The organism is Streptomyces cadmiisoli (assembly GCF_003261055.1).
Classification (GTDB): Bacteria; Actinomycetota; Actinomycetes; order Streptomycetales; family Streptomycetaceae; genus Streptomyces; species Streptomyces cadmiisoli.
In genome coordinates, this window is record NZ_CP030073.1 from 8,665,576 (window position 1) to 8,689,082 (window position 23,507).

The window sequence follows — 23,507 nt, forward strand, 5'->3', positions numbered from 1 at the left end:
ACACCGCGATCGACTCTCCGGTCAGCTGCCTTGGCCAACTACTCGAGATCCAAACGACGGGCCCTGGTCGAGCGGGTTGGGCTCGATCTCTATGCGGTCGAAGCCCAGCCCCTGGCCCCGCTTGCTGGTGGGGTGGTTGATCAGGCCGGATCAAGGGCGTACGGTTCGTCTGCTCCGCCGATGCGCTCAAGACGCTCCAGCAGTACCGCAAGGGCGAGTCCGACCTATCGAGCGGGACGGCAGCTTCTACCTGATCGCCGGAGCGCTCCCGCCGCGAGCCGGGGCACGTCAAGAACACCAACGACGTCATCGCCAAGACGATCGTGACCGAGGCTGAACGCACCTCGGCCGGTATCGCCCTCGAAGAACTCAAGGGAATCCGGCAGAGGGTACGGCTCCGCAAGCCCCAACGGGTCGCACTCCGTTCCTGGTCCTTCGCCCAGCTCGGAGAGTTCATCGTCTACAAGGCCAAGTGGGCCGGTGTGCCCCTGGCCTTCGTTGATCCCGCATACACGTCGCAGACATGCGCCGAGTGCGGCCAGGTCGACAAGCGCAACCGTGTCGACCAGGGGCTTGTCATCTGCCGGGGGTGCGGGGTCGTTGCCCACGCCGACCGAAATGCTTCCCACGAAATCGCCCAGCGCGGCGAGAGCGTGTGGAATGCGGGGCGTGAGTCACGCGTCCCTGCCACCCCATAGGGGTGTCTGGACGGAGGAGACAACCCAGCAGCCAGTTGGGCCCTACCTCCAAGCCCGGTCCTATAGGGCCGGGTCAAGCTGACCAAGAACATCCCAGACGCCGACACAGGTCACGAGATCAGGCGATGAGCTGCGAAAACTCCGGGCTGTAAAGGCATGACTACGCCCCCCGCGGTCTGTGAGAGCCGTCAGGTCGTCGAAGGAGTTCAGTCGTGCGGGCGGAGAGCGCGGCTGATGACCCCGTCCTGCGGCACCACAGCGAAGATCACGCCCTTCCGAACCGATCATGCTCGAAGGGAGACCTCCGGCCAGTACTTCCGCACCAGCACACCTGACGTGCTCTCTCTGCTGGGAGTGTGGCGGCCGCCTTCCTGCCGGGGTGCTGTACGAGGGCGGTCAGGAGGTCTCTGTTGCTGTACAGGGCTCCGTATGCCGGTCCACTGCCTTGGTCCGGGGCGTCTGGCAAGGGCGCTATGATGCCGGTCATGGAATGTTTTGCCGCGTGGCGTACTCGTCGCTGAGGGTCCCGCTCACTGCCGCTTCGAAGGCCTGAGCGGGCCGACCGATGCCCTTTTCTTCCCTGGGTGTCAAGCCCTCAGCCTGAAAGACGCACTTCCATGCCCATTCGCGCGTTCGTCCCAGACGACCTGGCGCCACTCATCGAACTGACCATCGACACGTTCCGACCCTTCTACGAGGATTCCTTCCGACCTCTGGTGGGGGAGGTCGTCTTTGCCGGCCTGCACGACGACTGGCGCGGCGACTATCGCAAGCAGATCGCCGAACTCTATGCACCCGAGCGGCACGCGTACGTCGCGGTTGCCGAAACCGAAGACGGCATTGCCGGCTATGTGGCGTGGAGCGTCGACCCTGCCCGCAGAACCGGCAGCGTCACGCACCTCGCCGTCGCGGCCCGGCACCGCCAGCACCGACTGGGCACGACACTGTGCGAGCACGCCTTCGCGCAGATGAGGACGCTCGGAGCCGAGTCGGTCGAGATCGGCACCGGAGGGGATTCCTTCCACGCACCCGCCAGAGCCTTGTACGAGAGTCTCGGCTGTACACCGTTCCCGGTGACCTACTACTACCGGGAGCTCTGACCCAACACCGGGAGCCCTGAACGGAAACCGCTCCGGGGCAGGCGTGTGCAGGTGCCTGCCCCGGAGCGGGCCGGGATTCCCACTCGACACCAGCTGCGGAAAGTCCTGCTGCTGGCACGAACACTCAAGGCGGTTCCCAGGGGGAACGGGGCCGCTACGTCGTCGCTTCAGAGCCGCCCAGCAGAGCAGCGGCACGCGGCGCGTCAAGCTGTCATCGACACGAACTCCAATCTCCCAATCCAATGAGAGACAGGCTGTCTTGGCCCAGGAAAAGGATCAGCAGAGGAAGCTCCTGCGTATTCAGTCCCGAGTCCGAGGGATGATGCTCGGACTGGCACTCGGTGATTCGTTTGGAACGGCTCGGGGCAAGCTGCCGGCCAGCGGCCTGCTGCGGGCGGGTGTCAGCACGCAGCTGGCTTGTTTCACCACTGAGGGGATGATCCGCGCGAGCGTGCGCGGAAATCACAAGGGGATATGCCATCCGCCGTCAGTGGTCATGCACGCCTACTGCCGCTGGGCGGCCCTGCAGGGCATCGAGGTGGAACGGATGCGGCGTCGCTGGGCTCGGCACGGCGATGCCGCGTGGCCCGACGGCTGGCTCGCAGGTGTCCCGGCGTTGGCAGTGCGGCGCGGTAGTGCACCAGCGACGGTGGCGGCCCTGTCCGGGATCGAGCAAGGCGGTCTCGGAGAACCGACTACCAGCCGTGGCTGCCACGCGTTGACCCGTGCTCTTCCGCTTGCGGTTGCCGGACCGCCCGGGATTGCGCAGGCCCGTGAGATCGCCGCTCTCACGCATGGCGACGCGGAAGCCCAGGCCGCCGCTGTTCATGCGACCGTGCTGGTCCACCATTGCCTGACGCATAACTCCTCGGAAGGTCGGCAAGGGTCTAGCGTCGGCCAGTCGGCCCGAGAGGCACTGGATGCAGGCATCACTGCGTTGCGTTCGCGCGAGCGGTCGCTCGGTGAGCGCCTCACGGAACACGAACATGACCGTCTTTCAGCAGCATTCCGGCGTGCCGTTGACGAACCCGCGCGCGCAGGAGGGCTCGTACAGCTCGCGCCGGACGCCACCGCGCCCTCTGCGCTTCTCGGCGGCCTCTACGTGGCTGTCTCCTTCCCCGACCCAGCTGACGTCGGCGCCGCTTTGGAGTTCGCGGCCGCTGCACCGGACGGTGAATCCGTCGCCTGTGTCGCCGGCGCGCTGCTGGGTGCCGTGCACGGTGCCGGGTCACTACCGGTCGACTTGGTGAGCCGTCACGAACTGGCCTGGGTACTCGACACCTTGGCTCGCGATCTGCTGATTGAGTTCGACGACTCACCGAGCGGCAGCGAATACGTCCAGGGCTGGGACTCACAGTGGTGGGACCGCTATCCCGGCTGGTGACTCTCGCTGTCGCAAGGGCTTTTGGCCGGAGGTCTGGGTGCTTCTGCGAAGACGCGTACATCGGTTGGGAGCAGGTCGCATGCTTCTACCGGTGGTTTTGCAGGTGACGACGTACGACGCTCCAGAGCGCAGTCGGCCTCGGTCGTGTGGATCAAGGGGGAGTCGGGCCACCCTGATGTGACTTGTACGTGCAGTATCAGGGCGGCCTCGACAGGGTGCGCTGGGATGTGCGGCTTGCGGAGGCGGGAGCGCGAGCTGTTCGAGAAGCAGGAGAAGTTGGTTCTTTAGCAAACTCGCCCAGTACTCCAGATAGGAACTGCTTCCGGGTGGTTGCCGGGGTGAGACGGTGCTACCTGGGCCGAGACCGGCCTGAACCGGGCCCAGCAACGGGTGGACGCCGAGACTGAAGCCCTCCGCTGCGTCGTCTACGCCCGTACCGGGGGCAACAGCGGTAAGCGGCGCTCGGCCAAGTATGCCCGCATCCTGCTGAGCGGTGCCCTCAGGCGATGAGGTGCCGTTATCGGCGCTGGGCTGGAACCCCCGGGCGTCCCGCGCCTGCGTCAAGTGCGGACGTTCCGCGCCGTCAGGGCAACGGGCCCTGTGTTGCCTCACCCCTGTACTGTCGGCCGATCGCTACGCACAGTCAGACTTCACCAGGACGGGCAGCGGGCGGAGTCAGTGAGGGCAGTCGGCTCTTGTCGACCGGCCCGACTCAGGTCCAGTCGGTGCAGGACCAGTTCTGGATGTGCCAGCAGCCCCGGATGCGCCAGATGTCCTCGGCCAGGTTCAGCGAATGGCCCTGGCCCCAGTCGGCCTGCAGTGAACCTATGGTGCCGTTGTAAAGCTGGTAGTCCACACGGACAGTCCCTGAGTACTGGCTGTTGTTCCAGACCCAGACCCAACTCTGGGCACCGTTGCCCGGGTTGTTGTCGAACTGGGCCTGACCACCCGGGAAGTTGAGAGTGGTGGCGGAGACTCCGGCCTCAGCGGCGGAAGCCGGTGCAGCCGTCATGCCGACGCCGGCCGTGGTCAGCGCTGCTGCGGCTGCGGCAGCGCGCACGAACTTTTTGAAGATCATTTCTTGTTCCTGCTTGTCGTGGCAGCGCGGAGTTGGCACCGCCAGATGGTGAAGATTGCACGCCGAAGGCGCTACGGCCGGCGCGCCGTCGTACACTAAAGCAAATCGGACACAGTGTCCAACGCCGTGTCTGAATGCGCGATGTGCTGATGGTGCAGGGCATGTGGGTGCCCGAGGAGTCCGCCGTCGCACTCGGGGCTCGGCCTGGTGGCGGCCCGGAACTTGTATTTCTGCGCCTCGGCCGCCGGTGTGCCGACCTTGTTCAAGGCTGGTTGTCGGCGGTACGCGTTGTGGTCGTAGCCGTGGTCGGCGAGCAAGGCGTGGGGCCGCGTCGGCCTGGTCGTCGGACCAGATGGACACGGCTGGGAGCTTGTCGGGCAGGGGCAGCGGCCGAGTGATGCCCATTGCGTGTCCGCCGGTTTGCGACACGGCTGGCGGGATGCCCGGGACTGATGCAGGTTCGGGTAACAGGTGCGTTCACGTGGCGTCGGGGATCGGCGTGGTCGTGGCGGTCTCGAATTCGATGGGGTCAGGCGGTCGAGCGAGGCTTGCCTACGGCGTCGGTGGTAGGGGCGCTCGATCCAGGTCACGATCGCGATCCGGAGTTTTCGCGGGTGGCCCGGATGCGGCGGCCGAGGACGTTCTTCTGCAGCAGGCTGAAAAGGGACTCCATGGCCGCGTTGTCGCCGGCTCGGGCGGCAACAGAGTGATCGGCGGCCACGGTTCACCCGACATGATCCACGGTTGCTGACTGATGCTTTACCGCGGTTGCGCCCGCGGGCGAGCAAGTCGACGTCATATGATCATCGGCTTTCAGTGGAGCCGAGGGGTGTTGGGCGCGACAGGCAACGCTGTCTAAGTGGATCCCTTCCTCCGGTCTGTCAGCGAATCCGGCCGCCAGATCGCCCTGATGCGTCGATGGCGTGATGCATCCCACGTTGTGGACACTGTAAGTGGAGGCACGTCTCCAGTTATGTTTGCGTGCGGCAGGTCGAGATCGGCACCAGCTCGAAGGGTGTGGAGTGTCCAGGTGATCGCCAAGTGCGGATGGCTCAGGAGGATCTCCAGCCTGCCGCGCGGTAGCTGCGCAATCCGTGGCCCAGGCGAGACGCGGACCGCACGTAACGGCCCTGGCCGGTCCTGCTGGTCATCGGTTTTGGCGTCAGGTCTCGACCGTCACCTATGAGCCGACCTCATCAGTTCACTGGCGAGGCGCGGCGAACATCAGATACGAGGGAGTACCGTCATGGCTCGTTTGCAGGGAAAGGTCGCTTTTATCACTGGTGCGGCCCGCGGTATGGGTCGCACCCACGCCATCCGGCTGGCTGAGGAGGGGGCCGACATCATTGCCGTCGACCTTGCGCCCACGCTGGATGGGGTGGACGGCTTGTCTGAGATCGCCAAGGAAGTGGAAGCACGCGGGCGACGCATCGTGGTCGCTCACGCCGACGTACGGGACTTCGAATCGCTGAAGACTGCTGTCGATCACGGTGTCGCCGAGCTCGGCCGACTCGACATCGTTGTCGCCAACGCGGGCATTCTCCGTACCGGCCTGCTCGGCGAGTTGGATGAGCAGAGCTGGCGCGCGGTGATCGACATCAATCTCACCGGTGCGTGGCTGACGGCAAAGGCAGCGATACCGCATCTGAGGGCGGCGGACGGCGGGGCCATCACCATCATCAGCTCCACGGCGGGATTCCAGACCGCGCCGACGATGGGAGCGTACGCCGCAAGCAAGCACGGCGTTGCGGGTCTGATGAAGACCCTGGCGGTGGAGCTCGGGGCTGACCGAATCCGGGTCAACACGGTGCACCCCACCACCGTCAACACCGAGATGATGCAGAGCAAGAGCGCACTTCGGTCGATGCTTCCGGACCGCGAGGGAGACGTCACTATCGAGGATGTCATCCCGATCTTCCAGCAGAACCACCTGCTGCCGGTGCCGTGGGTGGAAACGGACGATGTCTCCAACGCCGTGATCTTCCTTTCCTCGGACGAGGCGCGCTACGTCACGGGGATCGCTCTGCCGGTCGATGCCGGAACGCTCGCCAAATAGCACGTTCACCGGGCTCGGAAACCCCGCAGGGCGCGACGTTGCCGCTTCCAACAGCGACGTCGTGCCCTCACGTCCAGCAACAAAGGATCCAACGTGAGCACCACCAACTATCCCTCACTCCGTGGCTTCGAGCACGAATACGCCGATGTCAATGGAACGCGTCTGCACTACGTCATCGGCGGCCAGGGCGATGACCTCATGGTCCTGCTCCCGGGCTGGCCGCGTACCTGGTGGCAGTTCCGCAAGCTGATGCCGAAGTTGGCAGAGCGCTTCCGTGTTGTCGCCGTCGACATCCGCGGCATGGGTGACTCGGACAAGCCCGGGTGCGGCTACGACAAGAAGAACATGGCCCGGGACATCTACGAACTGGTCCGCTCTCTCGGCTACAGCAAGGCCCACATCTGCGGCGAGGACATCGGCGGCATGGTGGCGTACAGCTACGCCGTCAACCACCCCGAGGCCACCGACAAGCTTGCCCTGTGGGAAACCATCCACCCCAACGAGGGCTTCTACGGCATTCCCATGCTGCCCCAGCCCGCCCAGGACGGTCTGCAGTGGTGGTTGGCCTTCAACATGGTGAAAGACCTGCCCGAGGCAGTCCTCACCGGCCGCTTCCGCACGGTCCAGGACTGGATCATCGAGCACTACTCGGGCAGCCCGGAGTCCTACACCGAGGAGGACCGCGCGATCTATGCCGCGGCTTACAACACCTCGGACGCCATCCGAGCAGGCAACGCCTGGTACCAGGAGTGGCACCAGGACATGGTCGACGACAAGGAGTACCCGGAGACGCCGATCACGGTTCCGACGCTCTTCCTCGCTGGTAAGAGTGCCCCTCTCATCTTTCCGATGATCGAGAAGAAGGCTGCCGACATTCGTACCGTCGAGCTCGCGGGTGCCGGCCACTTCCTCAGCGACGAGCGCCCCGATGACCTCCTCGCTGTCCTCGAAGACTTCTTCGTCTAGGACCCAAAGCCCGCGCGCGCGGCACCCGGCGAGTGCCTCGACACAGCGACTCCTGTCAATGCCGGGGCGGGACGAGGCGCTACCACGAGTGCGTCGGTACGTCCTGAGTGCAGGCGGAGCTCACACTGCCTGCGGCGTACCGAATTTTCCCATGGCGCACCCGCATCACTTTGATGGGTGCTCCATCCAGTAGCTCTCGATGTGCCCTATTCGTAGGGCCGTTGGGGTCATCGTGCGCCTGCGGATTCGGGAAAGTGTGCGCGCGCATCACCGCACATACCAAGAAGTGGATCTTTGCATCATGACGTTCAGCATCGAACTACCAGACAGGGACGACCCGATCTGGACCGCCGCCAACGGCTTCGTCGTGCGAAGCGATGAGGGAGCTGTCCGCGTCACCGGCGAGGAGCGGTTCACCATCAAGGTGACGGGCGTCCAGTCCAAGGGCCAGCTCGGAGTCATGGAGGGCATCGTCGCGCCGGGCTACAGCAATGTGCCGCACGCGCATTTCGGGGAGGACGAGGCGTTCCTCGTTCAGTCGGGCCGGTTCCGGTTCGTCAACGGCAACGAGAGCTTCGAGGCCGGCGCGGGCGACTTCGTGTACATCCCCCGCGGCACACGTCACGGTTTCAAGAACATCCTCGACGTGCCATCGAAGATGATGGTGTTCTACAGCCCTGGCGGAATGGAACAATTCTTCGTGGATCACGGCATGGACGAGCACAACTTCGACCCGGAGGAGTGGGAGAACCGGCTGCGGACCGACACCGCGCTCCAGCAAGCACTGGCCGGCCTGAACGTGCAGATGCTCCCTGGTGAGAACGACTACGCCTGAAGCCAATCGATCTGGGCAACCATGATCGGACTGTGGTGAGCGGAACGGCTCACCACAGTCCGCGACGGGGCCAGTTGTACGGCCGGCGCTGAACCCGGAGCGTCAAGCTGCGCCGTGTCGGAGAGTCGCTCAGGTACCCCTGGGCTTCGGGTGACCTGCCGCTTGTGCTGGGGAATCGCGGTTCGGACCAGTGTGAGGGAGCCGCCAGGTTGATGGTGCCCCCTCACATGTGATGTCACCCGTGCGGGGCGAGGCCCGCGAACCAAGATCATCGATTGCTCTCCAGGTGTAGGCTTACCGGAATGGGATCAGCGAGCAGCGGAAAGGGCGGGAAACCCGCCGAGCGGGCCTTGCGCGCGGATGCTGAGCGAAACCGCCGGCAAATCGTGGAAGCGGCGCGTGCCGTGTTCGCCGAGCGGGGCCTGGACGTGCCGCTGGAGGAAATCGCAGAACGAGCCGGGGTGGGCATCGGCACGCTCTATCGCCGCTTTCCCGGGCGTGGCGACCTGGTGTCCGCGGTGTTTGCCGTGAAGCTGCGCGACTACGTGACGGCCGCGGAGAAGGCCTTGCAAGCTCCTGACCCATGGGCCGGTTTCTGCGAGTACGTGGAGCAAATCTGCGCCATGCAGGTAGCCGACCGAGGGTTCGCCGATGTCATCATGATGATGCTGCCCACGTCGGAGACATCCGAAGACCTTTTCGGGCTCGGCTACCAGGCGGGCGTCGAGATCATCCGCAGGGCACAGGAAGCCGGTGCACTGCGCCAGGACTTCGTCCCCGAGGACATCCCCTTGTTGCTGATGGCCAACGCGGGCGTGATCCAGGTGTCCCGGGACGCGGCGCCGCATGCATGGCGGCGACTGGTCGCCTTCATGCTGGAAGCGAGCCGGGCGCAGAACACCGGACCGCTCCCGGCGGCGCCGACCCCTGCCCAGACAGAACGCGCCATGATCAGCTACGCCGAGTCGAAGGGAATCTCCCTGTCCTGAGGGACGAGAGCTGATGCCTGCACGCCCCACGCCGACCCCCATCACAGGCGCCACCTTGAATTCGCGATGCACGCATGGTTCAGGTGGAGCCTTGCAATCGCTGGGCGATCGAGCGCCCCCTCTCGTAGCTCACCGTCATCGCTGCCTCGGCCGTGACCACCAGACGAGCCCGGTCGGCTCTGAAACCATGATCTGCCGGGCGACAATTGGCACCATGTTCGGCCGCCTCACTCGCAGCCCGCCGGTAGCGTGGCCGGACCCGCGCCGGCTCCCGCCCCTGTGAAAGTTCCTAGGTGCGCCGGTCATCCCAACCGAGGGAAGCATGCGACGGCAGTGTGCTACGGAGTCAAGAACCGGTCCACCTGCTGCTGCAATTCAGCGGGCAGGTCGGTCAACCCCGCGACGATCATGCGAAGCTCCAGGCCAAGTGAGGATGATTCCGTCCAGACCGTCGGGTGCCTGGTGAGGAGCGCGGACAGTAGATCACCTTCGTACATTTCCCCCTCTGCCATCGGGTTGCCCCGCAGCACCTTCAGTGCCAGCGGCAGGAGATGGGGCAGGCCTATGTCCTGCCCGATCAACAAACGCATGTCCTCGACCGTCAGGTCGCCGATCGGCCGACGTCGCAAGGCGTGTGCCGTGGCGACCAGCCGGGTGGCGTCGACCGGCGGGACCGGCCAGCGGTCGCGTTCAAGCTCTTCAAGGGACCGGTCATGGTTCACGAGGCGCGTCACTGGGGGATTGTCCTACGACGAGACCTCAAGCGCGGTCCGAGTACGAGCTTCCGTGAGCGCCACTTCATAGCCGGGCGTAGCAACCGGCGACAGCTCCTGCCGGAACGGGCCCTCCGAACATCAAACGGCCTGGGCCGGCTCCGCTGAGTCGTGGAGCAGACCTTTGCCTGCTGACCAGTTGGCTCAACTTGCCGTCCACCAGGGTCGGCGTATCGAACTCCACCACTTCCTATTCTCGTTGACTTGCAGTCTCATCTGCCGAAGACGCCCCAAGAGGACGGGACCATGATCGCGTTACGAGCATAGAAAATGATTTGAGTGAGCCAGCACCCCGATGTAATTTCGCGGTGGACCGTGAAGTCGTCGTTTGGAGGTGAGCCCCGTGAACACAGTTACCCGTGGGTGCTCCCTCAACCCGTCACGGTCCGGCGGCTGACGTTCGGTGTCGCCAGGAGCGCCTGAGATCGAGGCACTCCTGGGAGGAGACTCCGATGAACACGAAGCCTTTCACATCTGGCCTGAGCGAGAACGCGGTGATGATCACGCGGGTCGCGGACAGGCAATGGCATGCTCTGGATGACGACTTGGTGGTCGGCCGCGGGCATGCGCAGCACCGGCCCGACGGTCGCTTGTTCGTCAGTATCGACGCCTGGCACGACGCCGCCTTCGATCGGCTTGCCGAGGCGATGCTGGCGGAACTGCCGGCGCCGCTGTACACGGTGGTCGACGAGGCCGACGTCGAGCTGACGGCCGGTTGGCGGCGGGCCGGGTTTACGATTCGGCGCCGCGAGTGGGAGTACGTCGTGCCGACCGACCCACGGGTCACGGGGCTGGAAGCTGTTCCGCCGCCTGCGGGCCTGACGATCGTGCGCGCTGGTCGGGCGGACGAGAGTCTGCTGCGGGCGGTGGACCGCGCGATCCGCGATGAAGTCGAGGCGACCGTCGGGTGGCAGTCGATGCCCGCAGAGGTAATTCCCCGCCCCGAAGGCGACACCATCGTCGACCCCTCGAAGTATGCGGTGGCCGCGGCGCCCGACCGTTACCTGGGTCTGATCCGGGTGGTCCCGGTGAAACGGCCGCGCATCGGGCTGGTCGCGGTCCGGGCCGGCGAGCAGCGCCGCGGTATCGCGCGAGCGTTGCTGGCGCACGCGCTGGGGACGCTGTACCGCTCCGGGCTCGCCGAGGCCTGGACCGAAGTCCACGAGTCCAACCGAGCAGCCTCGGCGCTGTTCCAGGGCATCGGCGCCCGGCCGATGAGCAGCAACCTGGAGCTGGTGCGATGACGAAGAGCAAGAACGTCATCGAAGTCGAGGGCAAGGTCGTCGAGTGTCTGCGCAGCGCCATGTTCACCGTGGAGCTCGAGAACGGCCACCAGGTGCTCGCGCACATCAGCGGGAGGATCCGCAAGAACTACATCAAGATCATGCTGGAAGATCGGGTGCTGGTGGAGCTTCCGCCCTACGACCTGACGCGCGGCCGGATCGTGTTCCGGTACCGGAACTAGCGGCGGTGGGCGCTTTCCGCGGTAGCTGATCCTGGGGCCCCGGTCACGGCGTTTTCGTGGCCGGGGCTTTGATGATGGCCACGGCGGGCGAATGCCAACGGATCTGCCCCGAGCCGCCCTTCGGCTCCAGTGCCAGCAGTTGTCACGTGATGTCGTTGCGAAGCACGTACAGGATGCTCTGCAGGCACGGCCGGTCCGGCACCGGCCGTGGGCCAGGGGCATTTTCGGGCCAGGACAGCAGCTGCGGAGCGAACAGCGCCCACAGGTCGTCGCCCGCCATTGTGATAGGAGCTCGTAGGAACAGATGCAGGCAGGCGAAGACGCGCTCGACCACGCACCGGCAGGTGCCGCCCGGAACCCCGCGCGGTGAGCAGGTTCAAGGAGGAGACGTCGGTCACGTTGCGCTCTTGAGTGAAGACTTCTCCCCGGGTTCAGGGTCAGCGGGTCAGCCAGACCTGCCTTGCGCGGGCCCACATAGCTCGACGCCCGGGTCCACAGTGAGGGCCAGGCACCGTCCACCGAGCGGTCTTCGCAGCGTCGCACTGTGCAGAGTCGGCCCGGCTTCCAGACCAGCTTCGTACGCGGCCGCTCGGAGGAGACCGCGACAACCTCCTTGCCCGCATCGCTGAGACCGAACACAAATGCCGGCTCCTCTCGTCAGGTCCAGGGGACTCCAGTTCAGCTACGCCGAGCCGAAGGGAATCTCTCCGTCCTGAGGGGACGAGAGGTGGGGCGACGCGTCTTGTGCAGCGGTCATCGTCGAGCGGAGGATCACGGGCTTTCCGGCCGATGTGGTTGCTGAACTCGGTGGTGCGCTGGCAAGGGGCTCGGTGACTGCCTCGGTGTCCCCGGGCCAGTACAACTTGGCGCGGTCGATGGGCCGGCGGGGGTCTGTGGTGCTTTCACCTGGGTCGTTCAGCCGTGGCAGCAGTGAGCGGTCGACCGGTGTTTGGTGGTCGTCGAACCCTCGAGAGATGTCTTCCGCCGTGTGGGCTCAGATGTCACGACGTGGCGCCCTGCTCTGTCTTCTGTAGACGAGAGTACGTAGACCTTCAAAAGGGGAATCGTCGTGCATATTGCGATCATCGGTGCGGGCAACGTGGGCACCGCCCTCAGCAGGGCTGCTGTGGCCGCTGGCCACAGCGTCTCGGTGTCGGCGACCGATCGGCACAAAGCTGTCGCGTCTGCGGCGGAGAGCGGAGCTCGAGCTGCAGAGAACAACCTGGACGCGGTGAGCGAAGCGGACATCGTCGTGCTGGCCGTACCCGGCGGTGCGGCGACGGCTGTCGCGGACGAGCTGGCGCCCGTCCTGCACGGCAAGATCGTGGTCGACCTCACCAATCCGTTGAACGCAACCTTCACCGATCTCGACATCGAGGAGACCTCCGCGGCACAGACCCTTCAGCGCCACCTGCCTGGCGTACCGGTGGTCAAGGCCTTCAACACCATTCTTGCCGGACGCCTCAGCAGTCCGACCGAGCAGGGCATCACATTCAGCGGCTTCTATGCCGGCGACGATGCCGAAGCGAAGAAGACCGTCTCCGAGCTCCTCGCCTCGCTCGGCTTCCAGCCGATCGATGCCGGCGGGCTGCGCATGGCCCGCGCACTGGAAGAGATGGCACTCCTCAACATCTCACTGAATGCCAGCCAGGGATGGCCCTGGCAGTCCGGATGGGCGCTCATAGGCCCCACCGGCCGCGCGTGAGCGATTGCTTCTGCGGCCGCCGCATGCTGTACGCGCCCCCGCTGGCCTGGCCACCGTGTGGACCGGGCCGATGAGCTCGACCGGGGTGGCTCGACGGATCCGGGGCGGAAGTTGGACGTCCGGCCCGGTGCGGGCCTGAGCCTGGGTGCGTACCGGAGTGGGCATGGCCGGCGGGCGGGCCTGTCGAGTGCATGGGCAAGCCCTGTGGGCACCCTGGCGGGGGCGCCGCGTATCCTCACGTGCCGTGCCGTGCCGTGCCGTGCCGTCGCCGCGGCGGGGCGTACGTTCGCCTACGCCTCCTCCGGCACACACTTCTCGCACTGAGTCCTGCGACACTGGAAACGCCTCGCCCCCGGCAGCTGCGATTGCCGGCGGCGCGGGGAGGTCAGGGGTGGCCTGGGACGAGCGGTTCGCCGCTGCGAGGGGGACGGCATGGTATTGGTGACGGACTTCCGGACGTTGGATCTGCCCGTGGGGGATCGGTTCACGTCGTGGCACGACATGACCGCCAGCGCTCTGATCCCCAACGTGATCCGCAGCGACCATGACGCGGACTTCCGGGCGAGCGCACGGGTGCTGGAGCTGGGTGGAGTACGGGTGTCCGCGCTCACCTACCCCTCACTGGAGACGCGCCGGCCGGCCAGCATGGTCCGCAGGTCGGACTCCGATTCCCTGCAACTGATGATCACCCTGCGGGGCAGTCACCGGATCCTCCAGTCCGGCCTTGACGCCACGAGCGGGCCGGGCGAGGTGCTGCTCTACGACACCTCGCGCCCCTGGCACGGCTGGGCCACCGCCGACCGGGACACCGTGGAGGGTGTGATGGTGCAGTTTCCGAGGGCGCTGCTTCCGCTCCCCGCCGACAAGGTCCAACGTCTCGTCGGCGAGCCCATGCCGGGACAGGACGGGATGGGCGCCCTGCTGTCCGCGTACCTCACACAGCTCACCGACGGCGCCGACGCGTACACCGCGGCGGACGGTGCGCGGCTGGCCGGCGTCACCATCGACCTGATGACCGCCTTCCTGGCTCGGCATCTGGAGGCCGCCGACCGGATGCCGCCCCACACACGGTCGAACGTCCAGATGCTGGAGATCCGCGCCTTCATCCACCGGAACCTGAGGGACCCCGAGCTGGCCCCGGGGATGATCGCGGCCGCCCACAACCTCTCCGTACGCTCTCTGCACCGGCTCTTCCACGACCAGGGCGTCACGGTGGCCGGGTGGATCCGTGCACGGCGCCTGGAGCGCTGCCGACGTGACCTGGCCGACCCCCTGCTGCAGACGCGCCCGGTCCGCGCGGTCGCTGCCCGCTGGGGGTTCACCGATCCCGCGCACTTCAGCCGTGCCTTCCGCGCGGCTTACGGGCACAGCCCGCAGGCGTACCGCCGGCTGCACCAGTAGCCGGTCCGCCCGCCCTCTGGCGTCAGTCGTCAACGAGTTGGCGCGCATCTCCAACGACATGCCGCCCGGCACCCCGGACACTCGGCGACGTGCACAGCGGCCGGGGGAGAACGCGTGGTCCGTGATGCGCCGGACCCGCTTCCGGAGCGGTGCCCGACGTGTCACGAGCCATGCCGGCCGGGGTGCCGTCACGTCCGCAACCCATACACGACCTGGACGGCCCCGCACGCTCGGCCGTCAAGTGAAGGGACACGAGTTGAGGCTCTCCAAGCGCATCACCGGCGCGTTCATCACCGCGGCCATCGTCTGCGGCGGGGTCATGTCGGCACCATCGGCTGGTGCGTCGGTCGCCAGTGGCTCCATCAGCGGTGCCGACTGGGGGAACGCCGGCGTGAGGAACGACTGGGGCGACGAGGGGCCCTTGGACTACAACTCCCACGACTACAGCAGGGCCGTGGCGTTGTGGCAGCTGGTTCTGCGGGCGGAGGGCTTCTACACCGGAGCCATCGACTGCGACTTCGGCCCCGCCACCACGGAGGCCACCAGAGACTTCCAGAGGTGGTACGGGCTCACGGCTGACGGCAGTGCGGGACCCAACACGCTGAGCGTGGCGGACAACTCGCTGCAGGATCTTGGCAATCAGCGTGACATCAGGTACATCGCCTGGGAGGGTATGGGCTCGGTGGACTTCCGGCGTATCAACGGCGTCTACCACTTCTACCTCAACGGAGCTTGGCGCACCGCCTCCTACACGTCGGCCTCCGGCTGCTGAACGGCCGCCTGACAACAGCGGCAGCCGGGGCGCCACGATCCTTGCGGCGCTCTGGCCGCCCCTGCTGGCACAGGTCCGGACGGACCTGTGCCAGCAGGGGCACGGCTCACCAGCACGAAGAGTGAAGGGGATGTTCCATGCGTAGCAAGAGAATGATGGCCGCGGGCCTCGCGCTCGTCTGCGGGACGTTCGGGCTCACGATCGCGAACGCGTCCACGGCGAGCGCCGACACCGCGTTCGGCTGCGGCTATCCGCAGGTCTGCTTCTACAAGACGCAGGCGGACTTCAACGCGAGGCGGTGGACCGCCGCGTACAAGGACCTGACCAGCTCCTACCAGACCCTCAGCTCCGGCGCCCGCGGCGCGTACGCAGTGTTCAATTCGCGCAATGACGACGGAGCCCGGCTGCACTTCACCAACGGCGACGTCGAGTGCCTCGCACCCAATCACCTGATGCTGACCAACGGCTTCGTGGTCGACAAGATCCGGATCATGAACTCTCCGACCTGCTCGTACTGAGAACAACCTGCGTCGCGCACGGCCTGCGGACCCGCCGTCCCCCTTCGGGAAGGCGGGTCCGCGCCATTGGACGGCAGCCCGGTTTGCCGCGCGCTGCCTGCGGTGCCGGCTGCATTGCCACGGTAGGAGGTGGTGCCAAGGTCACTCTCCTCGATATGGGCTTCCGAGCCGGGGTGTGCCTGGCTCTAGAGGGCCGCCAGCAGGCGTTCTGCGAGGACGGCTGCCGAGGCGGGGTTCTGGCCGGTGAAGAGGTTCCGGTCCACCACTGTGTAGGGCTTCCACATCTCGCCTTTGGTGAAGTCAACGCCCATGTCGATGAGCTCGGACTCCACCGTCCACCGTGCGCGCTTGGCGAGGCCGACGGCTTCCTCCTCCTCATTGGTGAACGCCGTGACCCGGTAGCCCGCGAACGGGGACTCGCCGTGGATCCTTGTCGCCAGCATTGCCGCGGGGGCGTGACAGACGACCGCGAGGGGCTTGCCCGAAGCGAGCGCCGCGGTCAACAGCCGGCCGGCGTCGGGGTCGACGCACAGGTCCTCCATGGGCCCATGGCCGCCAGGGAAGTAGACGGCGTCATAGTCCTCCAGACGGGCGTTCGCCAGGTGGATCGGTCGCCGCATCACTTCCGCAGAGCGGATGATCTCCTCGAGGTCGAGGGCGATCTGCGCGCTGCCGGCCATGTCGGGACGCAGGCTCATCATGTCCACGGTCGGAACCACGGCATTGGGAGTGGCCACCGTGATCTCGTGGCCGGCTCCGCTGAGTGCCTTGTACGGGGCCGCGAATTCCTCCGCCCAGTAACCCGTGGCGTGCCTGGTGCCGTCCTTGAGCGTCCAGTACGTCGCCCCGGTCATCACGAAGAGCAGCTTCGCCATCGGTCCATCGCCTTCCTGTCCGTATTTGACACAGTTAGTGGCCTTTTAACTTCGAGGATGATGCGTCCAGGGCGGGTCCGCCATGCATGGGCTGCGCGTGGCAGCGGATGCCGGTTGACCTGCGTGTTCCTTGAGAGGCGCGGCTTCGGCGCCGAGGTCGCCGGCAAATGGGGGATCGGCCGTGATCCAGCCCCGCGACGTTGGCAGCGTGCTGCTGGCGGTCCCGGCCCGTCGCTTTGGCTTGGCCGTAGGTGCGGGCGGCCGTTGTGGTCCTGGGTCGTCCGACCTGGCGCATTCGAATCGCGGGGAAGAGCGCTTGGCCGGCTGGGCGCCGCCCGCGTGGATCGGTCACCGTGACCCTTGCGCAGGTGTCCGGTATCCGGCGGTGAAACGCTCAGCGACGTGCTGTGGGCGATGGAATGCTTCCGGTCGGGCGCTCGGCGTCAGTCTTGGGTGTTGCCCCGTTCGGGTGGGTGAGTCGGTGCACCAGCCAGAGCCGTCTTCCGGCGCGTGGACGTCGGCGCGTTGCCAAGGGCGACTTCTTCGAGGGTGACGACGTAGGTGAGCGTGGCGTGGGCTGAGGAGCCCCTGCGCTCTTGCTGCACCTGGTAACTTCTACAGTGGTGTAGAAGTTGGGTTGGTCCGGGCCGTTACCGCCTTTCGGCTCGGGCGGCCCTTGAGACACGTATGGAGTTGGCATGGCCCTGTGGGACCGCATCAAGGAGTCCGCATCGACGATGCAGACCCAGCTGGTGACGAAGAAGAACGACCTGAGGAGTGGTGCCTTCCGCGACGCGAGTATGGCGATGTGCGCGCTGGTGGCCGCCGCGGACGGCACGATCGACGCCACTGAGCGGCGGCGCGTGGCGCAGCTGATCGCCACCAATGAGGTACTGCAGAACTTCGACGCCATGGACCTGCAGCGCCGCTTCGAGGACAACCTGAACAAGCTGACGGCGGACTTCGACTTCGGCAAGGTCAGTGTGCTGCAGGAGATCGCCAAGGCGAAGAAGAAGCCGGCGGAGGCGCGGGCTGTCATCCAGATCGGCATTGTCATCGGGGGCGCGGACGGGGACTTCGACAAGACGGAGCAGGCCCTTGTCCGCGAGGCGTGCTTCACCCTCGACCTGCCGCCTCACGAGTTCGACCTCTAGGCCCCGGAAGGCGTAGGGGAAGGGACGGGCATGGAGATCTCCGGGGTCATCAGTGCCATCGTGATCGGCGTCATCATCGGCGCGCTGGGAAGGCTGGTTCTGCCGGGCCGTCAGCGGATCGGAGTGCTGCGGACGATCGGCGTCGGCATTGCCGCAGCCTTTGTCGGCACCGGCATCGCAGCGGGTCTGGGGGTGGCGGACACACAGGGCGTCGACTGGATCGAATGGCTCGTCCAGATCGGGCTCGCAACTGCGGGCGTGGCCGCTCTCGAACGCTTCAGGTCCCGTCACTGATGTAGCGGCCGCAGTGGGGTGCCCGTGGGTGGGCGGGCTCAGCGTTCTCCTGCCCTCGCGTCGCGGGTGCCGGCTCCATCGAGGTGTCCGCGTGCAGGATGACGGGCAGCGTGACGGCCGAGATTTCCGAGGGCACCGCCGTCATGGCGGTGCCTGCGGCGGCTGTCCGAGCGGCTGTGCCCACCGTGGTGCAGACCGGGGACGAGCCCCGTCCCTCGGGAGCCGGCCCGAAACGAGGGCGGTGCCCTGGCGCGGTATCGCGGGGCCTGCCCGGCCGCCGGGACGACGGTCGCAGCTGCCGGCACCGTCCACGCCTGGAGCCCGGACGGTGCCCCCGTACAGCCTCTACGCCATTTCCGCCCTGGCCGAGTCGGTCAGAGCCGTGCGCACTTCCAGGCACCCCCTCTGGTGTACTCCCACTTGAGGTGGTCGCGGGTCTGAGTGCCGTATTCGCCGTCGTCGCCGATGCCCTCAGTGCGCTGCGCACGGACCAGTGCGGCACGGGTCCGATCGCCGAATTGGCCGTCGATCACCAGTGACTCGCCGTAACAGACGTCCAGAGAGCGCTGGAGCGCAGCGACCGCCGGGCCCTGGGCCCCGATCGCCATGTAGCAGTTGGTGCTGGTGTTGTAGGACGGGATGTACGCGGTGTAGACGCTGCCGCTGAAGGTCTTGGTCCTGGCCACGTGGGTGTTGCACCAGCCGTCGGCGGCTGAGGCGGGCTGCGCGGCGGCGAAGGCCAGTCCGGACAGCAGGCCGACCCCGGCCAGGATGCCCGCTGCTGCCCGCCGGTACGTATGTGTCACGGTCACTCTTCCCCCAGAGTTTCGTGTTCGCTTGTGATCCGTCACGCCTACGGCAGGGTCCCGCAGACGCCTTCACTGCCACGCCAGCGCAGCCTGTCGCGGGTGTTGGGGCCGTAAACGCCGTCGTCGTCCAGCCCCAGCTGGCGCTGGACCACCTTCAGTTCACGTTCGGTGATCGCGCCGAAGTTGTTGTCGACCGCAACGCTGGTGCGGCCGTGACAGTAGCGGAGGGACCGCTGGATCGCTCCCACGGCCGAGCTGGTCGCGCCCCGCGCGGTGATGCAGTTGAGTGAGGAGTTATAGGCAGGGATCTGGGCCAGGTTGTGGTCGCCGCCGTTGGTGAAGAGCCCGATCGTTGTGTTGCACCAGCTGGCGGCGGCTGCGGGCGTGGCGGTGGCGGCGGTGATTCCCAGGCCGGCCACCAGGGTCGCGGCTGCCAGCCCCGCTGTCGTGCGCAGTGATCGTGTCCTGTTCACGTGTCCTCCGTCAGGTGAGGTTCCTTCGAATGTTTCGGTGATGACTTGACGCTGCACGCCGATGGTGTGCACGGGGCCTGGGTGAGAACCTTGTCGAAAACTTGTCGGGGGGCGCCGCCATGGCGGAGTATCAACTGCTGGGTCCAGTGCAGATGTTGAAGGAAGGGCGGCCGGTGGACCTCGGCCCGCCCCAGCGGCGTACGGTGATCGCGGCTCTGCTGGTCGATGCCGGCCGACTGGTCACCACCGAGCGGCTGATCGAACGGGTGTGGGGGGACCGGTCGCCCCAGCACGCCCGCACTTCGCTGTACTCCCACATCGCCAGGATCCGAGGGCTCGTGGGCGCGAAGTCGGTCCGTGACCGCCGTGGCGCCGAAGGGCTGTGTACGTCAGGGCCCGTCCTCTCGCGCCGTCCGGGCGGCTATCTGCTCGACGTACCGACCGACCGTATCGATCTGCACCGATACCGGCTCATGGTCGAGCGAGCCGGCGCCCCAGGGCGGACGGACCATGAGCGGGTGGCGCTGCTGCGCGAAGCGCTCCACCGGTGGCACGGTGAACCACTTGCCGGACTTCCGGGCACGTGGGCGGCGCGTACCCGCGAGACCTGGCGCCAGCAGCATGTCGACACGGTCATGGCTTGGGGCCGGGCCGAGCTGAGCGTGGGTAACCCCACTCCTGTCATCACCGTCCTGCCGGACCTGGTGGCCGAGCATCCACTGGCCGAGCAGCTGACAGCCGTGCTGATGCGAGCCCTGCATGTGACCGGGCGTTCGGCCGAGGCACTGTCGTGGTTCGAGGCCCTGCGCCGGCGCCTGGCCGACGCACTCGGCACGGACCCGGGCGGTGAGCTGCGCAGACTGCATCAGGCGATCCTGCGGGACGAGCCGGATGCGTGCGCGCCGATGCCCGAGCCGGTGACGGCCGGGGCCGCGGCGCGCCGCGGCCCGGCACAACTCCCGCCGTGCGTCTCACGCTTTACCGGTCGGGCCGCCGAACTGACCGGGCTCTTCGGCCACCTGGGCGGCCGGCGTACCGGATCCGAGCCGTCCGCGGTGCTGATCTCCGGGACACCCGGCGTGGGCAAGACCGCGCTCGCGGTCAGTTGGGCGCATCAGGCCCGCGAGGCGTACCCGGACGGGCAGCTGTACGTGAATCTGCGCGGCTACGACACCCGCCCCCCTGTGGCGCCGACCGAGGCGCTGGCCGGTCTCCTCTCGGCCCTGGGAGTGCCCGGCCAGGAGATGCCGCCGGCGGAGGACGACCGGGCAGCCCGCTACCGCAGCGAGCTCAGCGGCCGCAGCATGCTGATCGTCCTGGACAACGCCTCGTCGGTGGAACAGGTGCGCCCGCTGCTGCCGGGCACACCCAACTGCGCGGTGATCGTGACCAGCAGGGACTCCCTGCCCGGGCTGGTGGCCGTGCACGGAGCCCACCGCCTGGTCCTCGACCTGCTCCCGGAACCGGACGCGATCGCTCTGCTGCGCGCGCTCATCGGCAGCCGGGTGGATGCCGAGCCGCGGGCCGCCGCCGCACTGACGCAGTTCTGCGCTCGGTTGCCGCTCGCGTTGCGGGTGGCAGCGGAACTGGCCTTGAACCGCCCCGACACCCCGTTGAGCGATCTGGTCCCGGAGCTGGCCGACCACCGTCGGCGGCTGGACCTGCTGGACGCGGGCGGAGACCCGCGCGCGGCGGTGCGTGCCGTCTTCTTCTGGTCGTATCGGGGTCTGCCGAGCGAGGCGGCACGCGTCTTCCGGCTCCTCGGCACGCACCCGGGCCCCGACTTCGACGTCCGCGCCGCTGCCGCGCTCGCCGACGCCGATACCTCCCGCACCGCACATGTCCTGGAAGCGCTGGCCCGGGCGCATCTGATCCAGCGGACCGGTTCCGGGCGCTACTGCATGCACGAGCTGTTGCGTGCCTACGCCCGCTGGCTCGCCGACCACGAGGACGGCGAAGCGGCGCAGGGCTCCGCCCGGACCCGTATGTTCGACCACTATCTGACCGGCGCAGCCGCCGCCGTGGACGCCCTGTATCCGGCCGAGCGGCACCGTCGACCTGCTGTCAGCTGCTACAGGGGTCACCTTCCTCCGAGTCGCGACGAGACCGCAGCGCGTGACTGGCTCGACCGCGAACGCCTCGTACTGCTCTCCGTGGCCCGCCATGCCAGAGACAACGGGTCTCCGGGCGTCACGGACCGGCTGGCCGCGATTCTCTACTCTTACCTCTGCGATGGCGGCCACGTCACCGAGTCGCTCGTCATCCACAGCGACGTGCTCGCCGGAGCACGCGAGATGAAGGACGAGGCCGCGGAAGCGGGCGCCCTGACGGATCTCGGCGTCGTCCACCGGTAGCTCGGGTGCTACCGGCCCGCCAGGAATCACCTGGGCCAGGCCCTGGACCTCTTCCGCCACGTCGGCGAGCGGCACGTGGGCCAGAACGGTGGGCAAGCTCGGAGAGGTCCCCCAGCAGATGGCTCACATACGTCGGCCGACCGATATCACCAGCGGGGCCTCGCCCTCTGCCGGGAGCTCAACGACCGGGTGGGAGAGGCCCAACACGCTGACCAATCTCGCGGGCGTCCGGACCGTGGGGCGGCCGGAAAGTGCCATGAGCTGCCTTGAGGAGGCAGCGGGAGATCGTCAACGCGTTCCACTACCAGAATCGCACCGGCTGTCAGTCGGACCTGCTTCCGCATGACCTGCCCCTGCGCGGAGCGATGATGCGCAACTTCAGCAAATGGGGCAGATCGCGCAGCTGACTGGTCTGCCCCTCCCGAAAGAGTGAAACAGACATAAAATCACTTACCGCCCTTTCAGGTGAACAAATTGATGTCGGTCATCAGGGTGGATGCACCCTCTTCAAAGAACAGTCCTTGCGCACGCTGACGGGATCAATTCGCAGAAGGCCAGCAGTACTTGACAACTGCTTCCGCAGAATGATCGACTCCGAAGCCGAGCCTGAGGCAGGTCGTTTACGGGGATGTGGGACATCATGGGCGCCGATCATCAGGGCAGCTTGGAACTGGCCGTTTCGCGGGAGGGCGAGCTGAATTCCCTGCGGACGTGGCTGGACCTCGCCGCGATCCCCGGCGTGGTTGTCCGCCGGGTAGCCGGCACTCCCGGTCCCGGAGAGCAGGGTGCGCTCGACACGTTGACGGTGCTCGCCACCAGCACCGCTCTGGTCGCGGCGATCAGGATTTTGCCGGAGTTCCTGCGGGCCAGGCGCAGCGACCTGTCCGTCACGGTAACGGTGCGCGGGAAAAAGCTGACCGTCGACGCCCGCAACGTCGAGGAGGTCATGCCGATCTTGGAGAAGCTCCTCGATGAGTGACCGGCCGCCGCTGTTCGATCACTCGCGCTCCCGGGCCGTACTGATCGGCACCTGGGACTACGAGCACCTCACCCCGGTTCCCGCGGCACGACACAGCCTCGACCGCATGTTCCGGCTGCTCACCGGCCCGCATTGTGGGTGGCCGGAGGGCCGGGTGAAGGTGATATCCAACGAGCGCGGCCCCGGTGATCTGCCGGACCGGCTGTTCGACCTGTTCGAGGACGCCACGGACGTCGCTCTCTTCTATTACGTCGGGCACGGTCAACTCGACAACGAGGATCAGTTGTGCCTTGGGCTCCGCGGCTCCCGAAAAGCGTGGCACCGGCGGGCCACCACCAGCCTGGAGTTCTCCGACGTTCGCCGGGCTCTGCAGCACTGCGAGGCCGCCACCAAGGTGGTCATGCTGGACTGCTGCTTCTCAGGCATCGCCACCGTCCGGGAACATGCTCTCGCTGGGGCGGACAATGAGGTGCTGCTGGATCTGGCCGCCCGTACAGGCGCTTACACCATGACCGCCAGCAGTGCCCATGCCCTCGCTTGGTTCGAGACCGACCCGGAACTCACCAAGCCCCAGACCTACTTCACCAAGTACCTCGCCGACCTGGTGGAGACCGGAATCCCCGGCCAGCCGACCGGTCTGCGACTCCACCCGCTGTTCAGCAAGCTGCACGACAACCTCACCCGCGACGGCCGGCCTGTCCCTCAGCAACGCAGCGTCGACTCGGCCCGCGAGTTTGTCTTCGCGCACAACGTCGCCCCACCCGAGACCGCCCCAGGTGCCGACCACGAACTGGCGCGCTTGCGTGAGGAGTTGGATTCCCTCAAGAGC

The 23,507-nt window shown here is 66.9% G+C and carries 23 protein-coding genes and 2 pseudogenes; 18 read left to right on the top strand and 7 right to left on the bottom strand.

Annotation, left to right across the window (positions count from 1 at the left end):
• Positions 1-323: 323 nt before the first annotated feature.
• The 3 genes from DN051_RS38105 (at position 324) to DN051_RS38115 (ending at position 3,182) form a co-directional block, all read left to right on the top strand.
• A complete protein-coding gene (locus tag DN051_RS38105; protein WP_246040756.1) occupies positions 324-698 on the top strand; it encodes a zinc ribbon domain-containing protein in 375 nt (124 codons plus the stop codon).
• 617 nt (positions 699-1,315) lie between these two features.
• Positions 1,316-1,798, top strand: coding sequence for a GNAT family N-acetyltransferase (locus tag DN051_RS38110; protein ID WP_053757846.1), 483 nt, complete (start codon positions 1,316-1,318; stop codon positions 1,796-1,798).
• A gap of 319 nt (positions 1,799-2,117) precedes the next feature.
• Positions 2,118-3,182 carry an ADP-ribosylglycohydrolase family protein gene (locus DN051_RS38115; RefSeq protein ID WP_112441417.1) on the top strand — a complete coding sequence of 355 codons (1,065 nt, stop codon included), beginning with the start codon at positions 2,118-2,120 and terminating at the stop codon, positions 3,180-3,182.
• 712 nt (positions 3,183-3,894) lie between these two features.
• Here DN051_RS38115 and DN051_RS38120 read toward each other — a convergent pair.
• Together DN051_RS38120 and DN051_RS38125 are read right to left on the bottom strand one after the other, a co-directional pair.
• Complete coding sequence (locus DN051_RS38120; RefSeq protein ID WP_162625068.1) at positions 3,895-4,299, bottom strand: hypothetical protein; 405 nt, start codon at positions 4,297-4,299, stop codon at positions 3,895-3,897.
• A 438-nt stretch (positions 4,300-4,737) separates the two neighbouring features.
• Positions 4,738-4,948 (bottom strand): annotated as a pseudogene (locus tag DN051_RS38125) (IS3 family transposase); the annotation flags it as partial.
• A gap of 558 nt (positions 4,949-5,506) precedes the next feature.
• On the opposite strand from DN051_RS38125, the gene DN051_RS38130 reads away from it, so the two are divergent.
• The 4 genes from DN051_RS38130 (at position 5,507) to DN051_RS38145 (ending at position 9,106) form a co-directional block, all read left to right on the top strand.
• Complete coding sequence (locus DN051_RS38130) at positions 5,507-6,316, top strand: mycofactocin-coupled SDR family oxidoreductase (protein ID WP_112441419.1); 810 nt, start codon at positions 5,507-5,509, stop codon at positions 6,314-6,316.
• Positions 6,317-6,409: 93 nt separating this feature from the next.
• Positions 6,410-7,282, top strand: a complete 873-nt coding sequence (locus tag DN051_RS38135) for an alpha/beta fold hydrolase (protein ID WP_053763822.1) — start codon at positions 6,410-6,412, stop codon at positions 7,280-7,282.
• 301 nt (positions 7,283-7,583) lie between these two features.
• Positions 7,584-8,117: a cupin domain-containing protein gene (locus DN051_RS38140; RefSeq protein WP_162625069.1), complete on the top strand. Its 534-nt coding sequence runs from the start codon at positions 7,584-7,586 to the stop codon at positions 8,115-8,117.
• Between the two features lie 302 nt (positions 8,118-8,419).
• Entirely contained in the window at positions 8,420-9,106 is a 687-nt protein-coding gene (locus DN051_RS38145; RefSeq protein WP_112441423.1) for a TetR/AcrR family transcriptional regulator, read from the top strand.
• Between the two features lie 338 nt (positions 9,107-9,444).
• Here the strand turns inward: DN051_RS38145 and DN051_RS38150 are convergent, their stop codons facing one another.
• The gene (locus tag DN051_RS38150) at positions 9,445-9,840 is read right to left on the bottom strand and encodes a contact-dependent growth inhibition system immunity protein (RefSeq protein WP_246040757.1); all 396 of its coding nucleotides are present in this window, start codon (positions 9,838-9,840) and stop codon (positions 9,445-9,447) included.
• A gap of 491 nt (positions 9,841-10,331) precedes the next feature.
• Here DN051_RS38150 and DN051_RS38155 point away from each other — a divergent pair, with 491 nt between their 5' ends.
• Positions 10,332-11,123: a GNAT family N-acetyltransferase gene (locus DN051_RS38155; protein ID WP_112441425.1), complete on the top strand. Its 792-nt coding sequence runs from the start codon at positions 10,332-10,334 to the stop codon at positions 11,121-11,123.
• Positions 11,120-11,344, top strand: a complete 225-nt coding sequence (gene infA, locus DN051_RS38160) for a translation initiation factor IF-1 (protein WP_112441427.1) — start codon at positions 11,120-11,122, stop codon at positions 11,342-11,344. Before DN051_RS38155 ends, infA begins: the two co-directional genes overlap by 4 nt.
• Before the next feature lie 142 nt (positions 11,345-11,486).
• Here the strand turns inward: infA and DN051_RS38165 are convergent, their stop codons facing one another.
• Positions 11,487-11,678, bottom strand: coding sequence for a transposase (locus DN051_RS38165; RefSeq protein WP_162625070.1), 192 nt, complete (start codon positions 11,676-11,678; stop codon positions 11,487-11,489).
• A 735-nt stretch (positions 11,679-12,413) separates the two neighbouring features.
• Between DN051_RS38165 and DN051_RS38170 the strand changes: the two genes are divergently transcribed.
• The 4 genes from DN051_RS38170 to DN051_RS38185 all read left to right on the top strand — a co-directional run bounded on the left by DN051_RS38170 (position 12,414) and on the right by DN051_RS38185 (position 15,740).
• Entirely contained in the window at positions 12,414-13,049 is a 636-nt protein-coding gene (locus DN051_RS38170) for an NADPH-dependent F420 reductase (RefSeq protein ID WP_162625071.1), read from the top strand.
• Positions 13,050-13,550: 501 nt separating this feature from the next.
• Positions 13,551-14,450: an AraC-like ligand-binding domain-containing protein gene (locus DN051_RS38175; protein WP_159054315.1), complete on the top strand. Its 900-nt coding sequence runs from the start codon at positions 13,551-13,553 to the stop codon at positions 14,448-14,450.
• A gap of 241 nt (positions 14,451-14,691) precedes the next feature.
• Positions 14,692-15,222, top strand: a complete 531-nt coding sequence (locus DN051_RS38180) for a peptidoglycan-binding domain-containing protein (RefSeq protein WP_162625072.1) — start codon at positions 14,692-14,694, stop codon at positions 15,220-15,222.
• A gap of 137 nt (positions 15,223-15,359) precedes the next feature.
• The gene (locus tag DN051_RS38185; RefSeq protein ID WP_063797446.1) at positions 15,360-15,740 is read left to right on the top strand and encodes a hypothetical protein; all 381 of its coding nucleotides are present in this window, start codon (positions 15,360-15,362) and stop codon (positions 15,738-15,740) included.
• Between the two features lie 185 nt (positions 15,741-15,925).
• Here DN051_RS38185 and DN051_RS38190 read toward each other — a convergent pair whose 3' ends face one another.
• On the bottom strand, positions 15,926-16,615 hold the full coding sequence (locus tag DN051_RS38190; RefSeq protein WP_053763833.1) for a type 1 glutamine amidotransferase domain-containing protein: 690 nt from the start codon (positions 16,613-16,615) through the stop codon (positions 15,926-15,928).
• Positions 16,616-17,313: 698 nt separating this feature from the next.
• Between DN051_RS38190 and DN051_RS38195 the strand changes: the two genes are divergently transcribed.
• Together DN051_RS38195 and DN051_RS38200 are read left to right on the top strand one after the other, a co-directional pair.
• Positions 17,314-17,769 carry a tellurite resistance TerB family protein gene (locus DN051_RS38195; protein ID WP_112441435.1) on the top strand — a complete coding sequence of 152 codons (456 nt, stop codon included), beginning with the start codon at positions 17,314-17,316 and terminating at the stop codon, positions 17,767-17,769.
• A gap of 30 nt (positions 17,770-17,799) precedes the next feature.
• On the top strand, positions 17,800-18,063 hold the full coding sequence (locus DN051_RS38200; protein WP_112441437.1) for a GlsB/YeaQ/YmgE family stress response membrane protein: 264 nt from the start codon (positions 17,800-17,802) through the stop codon (positions 18,061-18,063).
• Between the two features lie 374 nt (positions 18,064-18,437).
• Here the strand turns inward: DN051_RS38200 and DN051_RS38205 are convergent, their stop codons facing one another.
• Both DN051_RS38205 and DN051_RS38210 read right to left on the bottom strand, forming a co-directional pair.
• Entirely contained in the window at positions 18,438-18,869 is a 432-nt protein-coding gene (locus DN051_RS38205) for a peptidoglycan-binding domain-containing protein (protein WP_162625073.1), read from the bottom strand.
• Positions 18,870-18,916: 47 nt separating this feature from the next.
• Entirely contained in the window at positions 18,917-19,417 is a 501-nt protein-coding gene (locus tag DN051_RS38210; RefSeq protein ID WP_162625074.1) for a peptidoglycan-binding domain-containing protein, read from the bottom strand.
• 47 nt (positions 19,418-19,464) lie between these two features.
• Here DN051_RS38210 and DN051_RS38215 point away from each other — a divergent pair, with 47 nt between their 5' ends.
• From DN051_RS38215 to DN051_RS47905, 3 genes and pseudogenes are all read left to right on the top strand, one after another.
• Positions 19,465-21,699 (top strand): AfsR/SARP family transcriptional regulator, encoded by a 2,235-nt coding sequence (locus DN051_RS38215; protein WP_112441443.1) that lies wholly within the window; start codon positions 19,465-19,467, stop codon positions 21,697-21,699.
• Between the two features lie 628 nt (positions 21,700-22,327).
• A complete protein-coding gene (locus tag DN051_RS38225) occupies positions 22,328-22,678 on the top strand; it encodes an effector-associated constant component EACC1 (RefSeq protein ID WP_112441445.1) in 351 nt (116 codons plus the stop codon).
• A pseudogene (locus DN051_RS47905) lies at positions 22,671-23,303 on the top strand (caspase family protein); the annotation flags it as partial. The gene DN051_RS38225 and the pseudogene DN051_RS47905, both read left to right, overlap by 8 nt.
• Positions 23,304-23,507 lie beyond the last annotated feature (204 nt).

Coding starts and splice junctions, on each gene's coding strand:
- DN051_RS38215 (WP_112441443.1), top strand. CDS start 19,465: ATGGCGGAGTATCAACTGCTGGGTCCAGTGCAGATGTTGAAGGAAGGG.
- DN051_RS38185 (WP_063797446.1), top strand. CDS start 15,360: ATGCGTAGCAAGAGAATGATGGCCGCGGGCCTCGCGCTCGTCTGCGGG.
- DN051_RS38195 (WP_112441435.1), top strand. CDS start 17,314: ATGGCCCTGTGGGACCGCATCAAGGAGTCCGCATCGACGATGCAGACC.
- DN051_RS38115 (WP_112441417.1), top strand. CDS start 2,118: ATGATGCTCGGACTGGCACTCGGTGATTCGTTTGGAACGGCTCGGGGC.
- DN051_RS38140 (WP_162625069.1), top strand. CDS start 7,584: ATGACGTTCAGCATCGAACTACCAGACAGGGACGACCCGATCTGGACC.
- DN051_RS38145 (WP_112441423.1), top strand. CDS start 8,420: ATGGGATCAGCGAGCAGCGGAAAGGGCGGGAAACCCGCCGAGCGGGCC.
- DN051_RS38110 (WP_053757846.1), top strand. CDS start 1,316: ATGCCCATTCGCGCGTTCGTCCCAGACGACCTGGCGCCACTCATCGAA.
- DN051_RS38225 (WP_112441445.1), top strand. CDS start 22,328: ATGTGGGACATCATGGGCGCCGATCATCAGGGCAGCTTGGAACTGGCC.
- DN051_RS38190 (WP_053763833.1), bottom strand. CDS start 16,615: ATGGCGAAGCTGCTCTTCGTGATGACCGGGGCGACGTACTGGACGCTC.
- DN051_RS38130 (WP_112441419.1), top strand. CDS start 5,507: ATGGCTCGTTTGCAGGGAAAGGTCGCTTTTATCACTGGTGCGGCCCGC.
- DN051_RS38200 (WP_112441437.1), top strand. CDS start 17,800: ATGGAGATCTCCGGGGTCATCAGTGCCATCGTGATCGGCGTCATCATC.
- infA (WP_112441427.1), top strand. CDS start 11,120: ATGACGAAGAGCAAGAACGTCATCGAAGTCGAGGGCAAGGTCGTCGAG.
- DN051_RS38155 (WP_112441425.1), top strand. CDS start 10,332: ATGAACACGAAGCCTTTCACATCTGGCCTGAGCGAGAACGCGGTGATG.
- DN051_RS38175 (WP_159054315.1), top strand. CDS start 13,551: ATGACCGCCAGCGCTCTGATCCCCAACGTGATCCGCAGCGACCATGAC.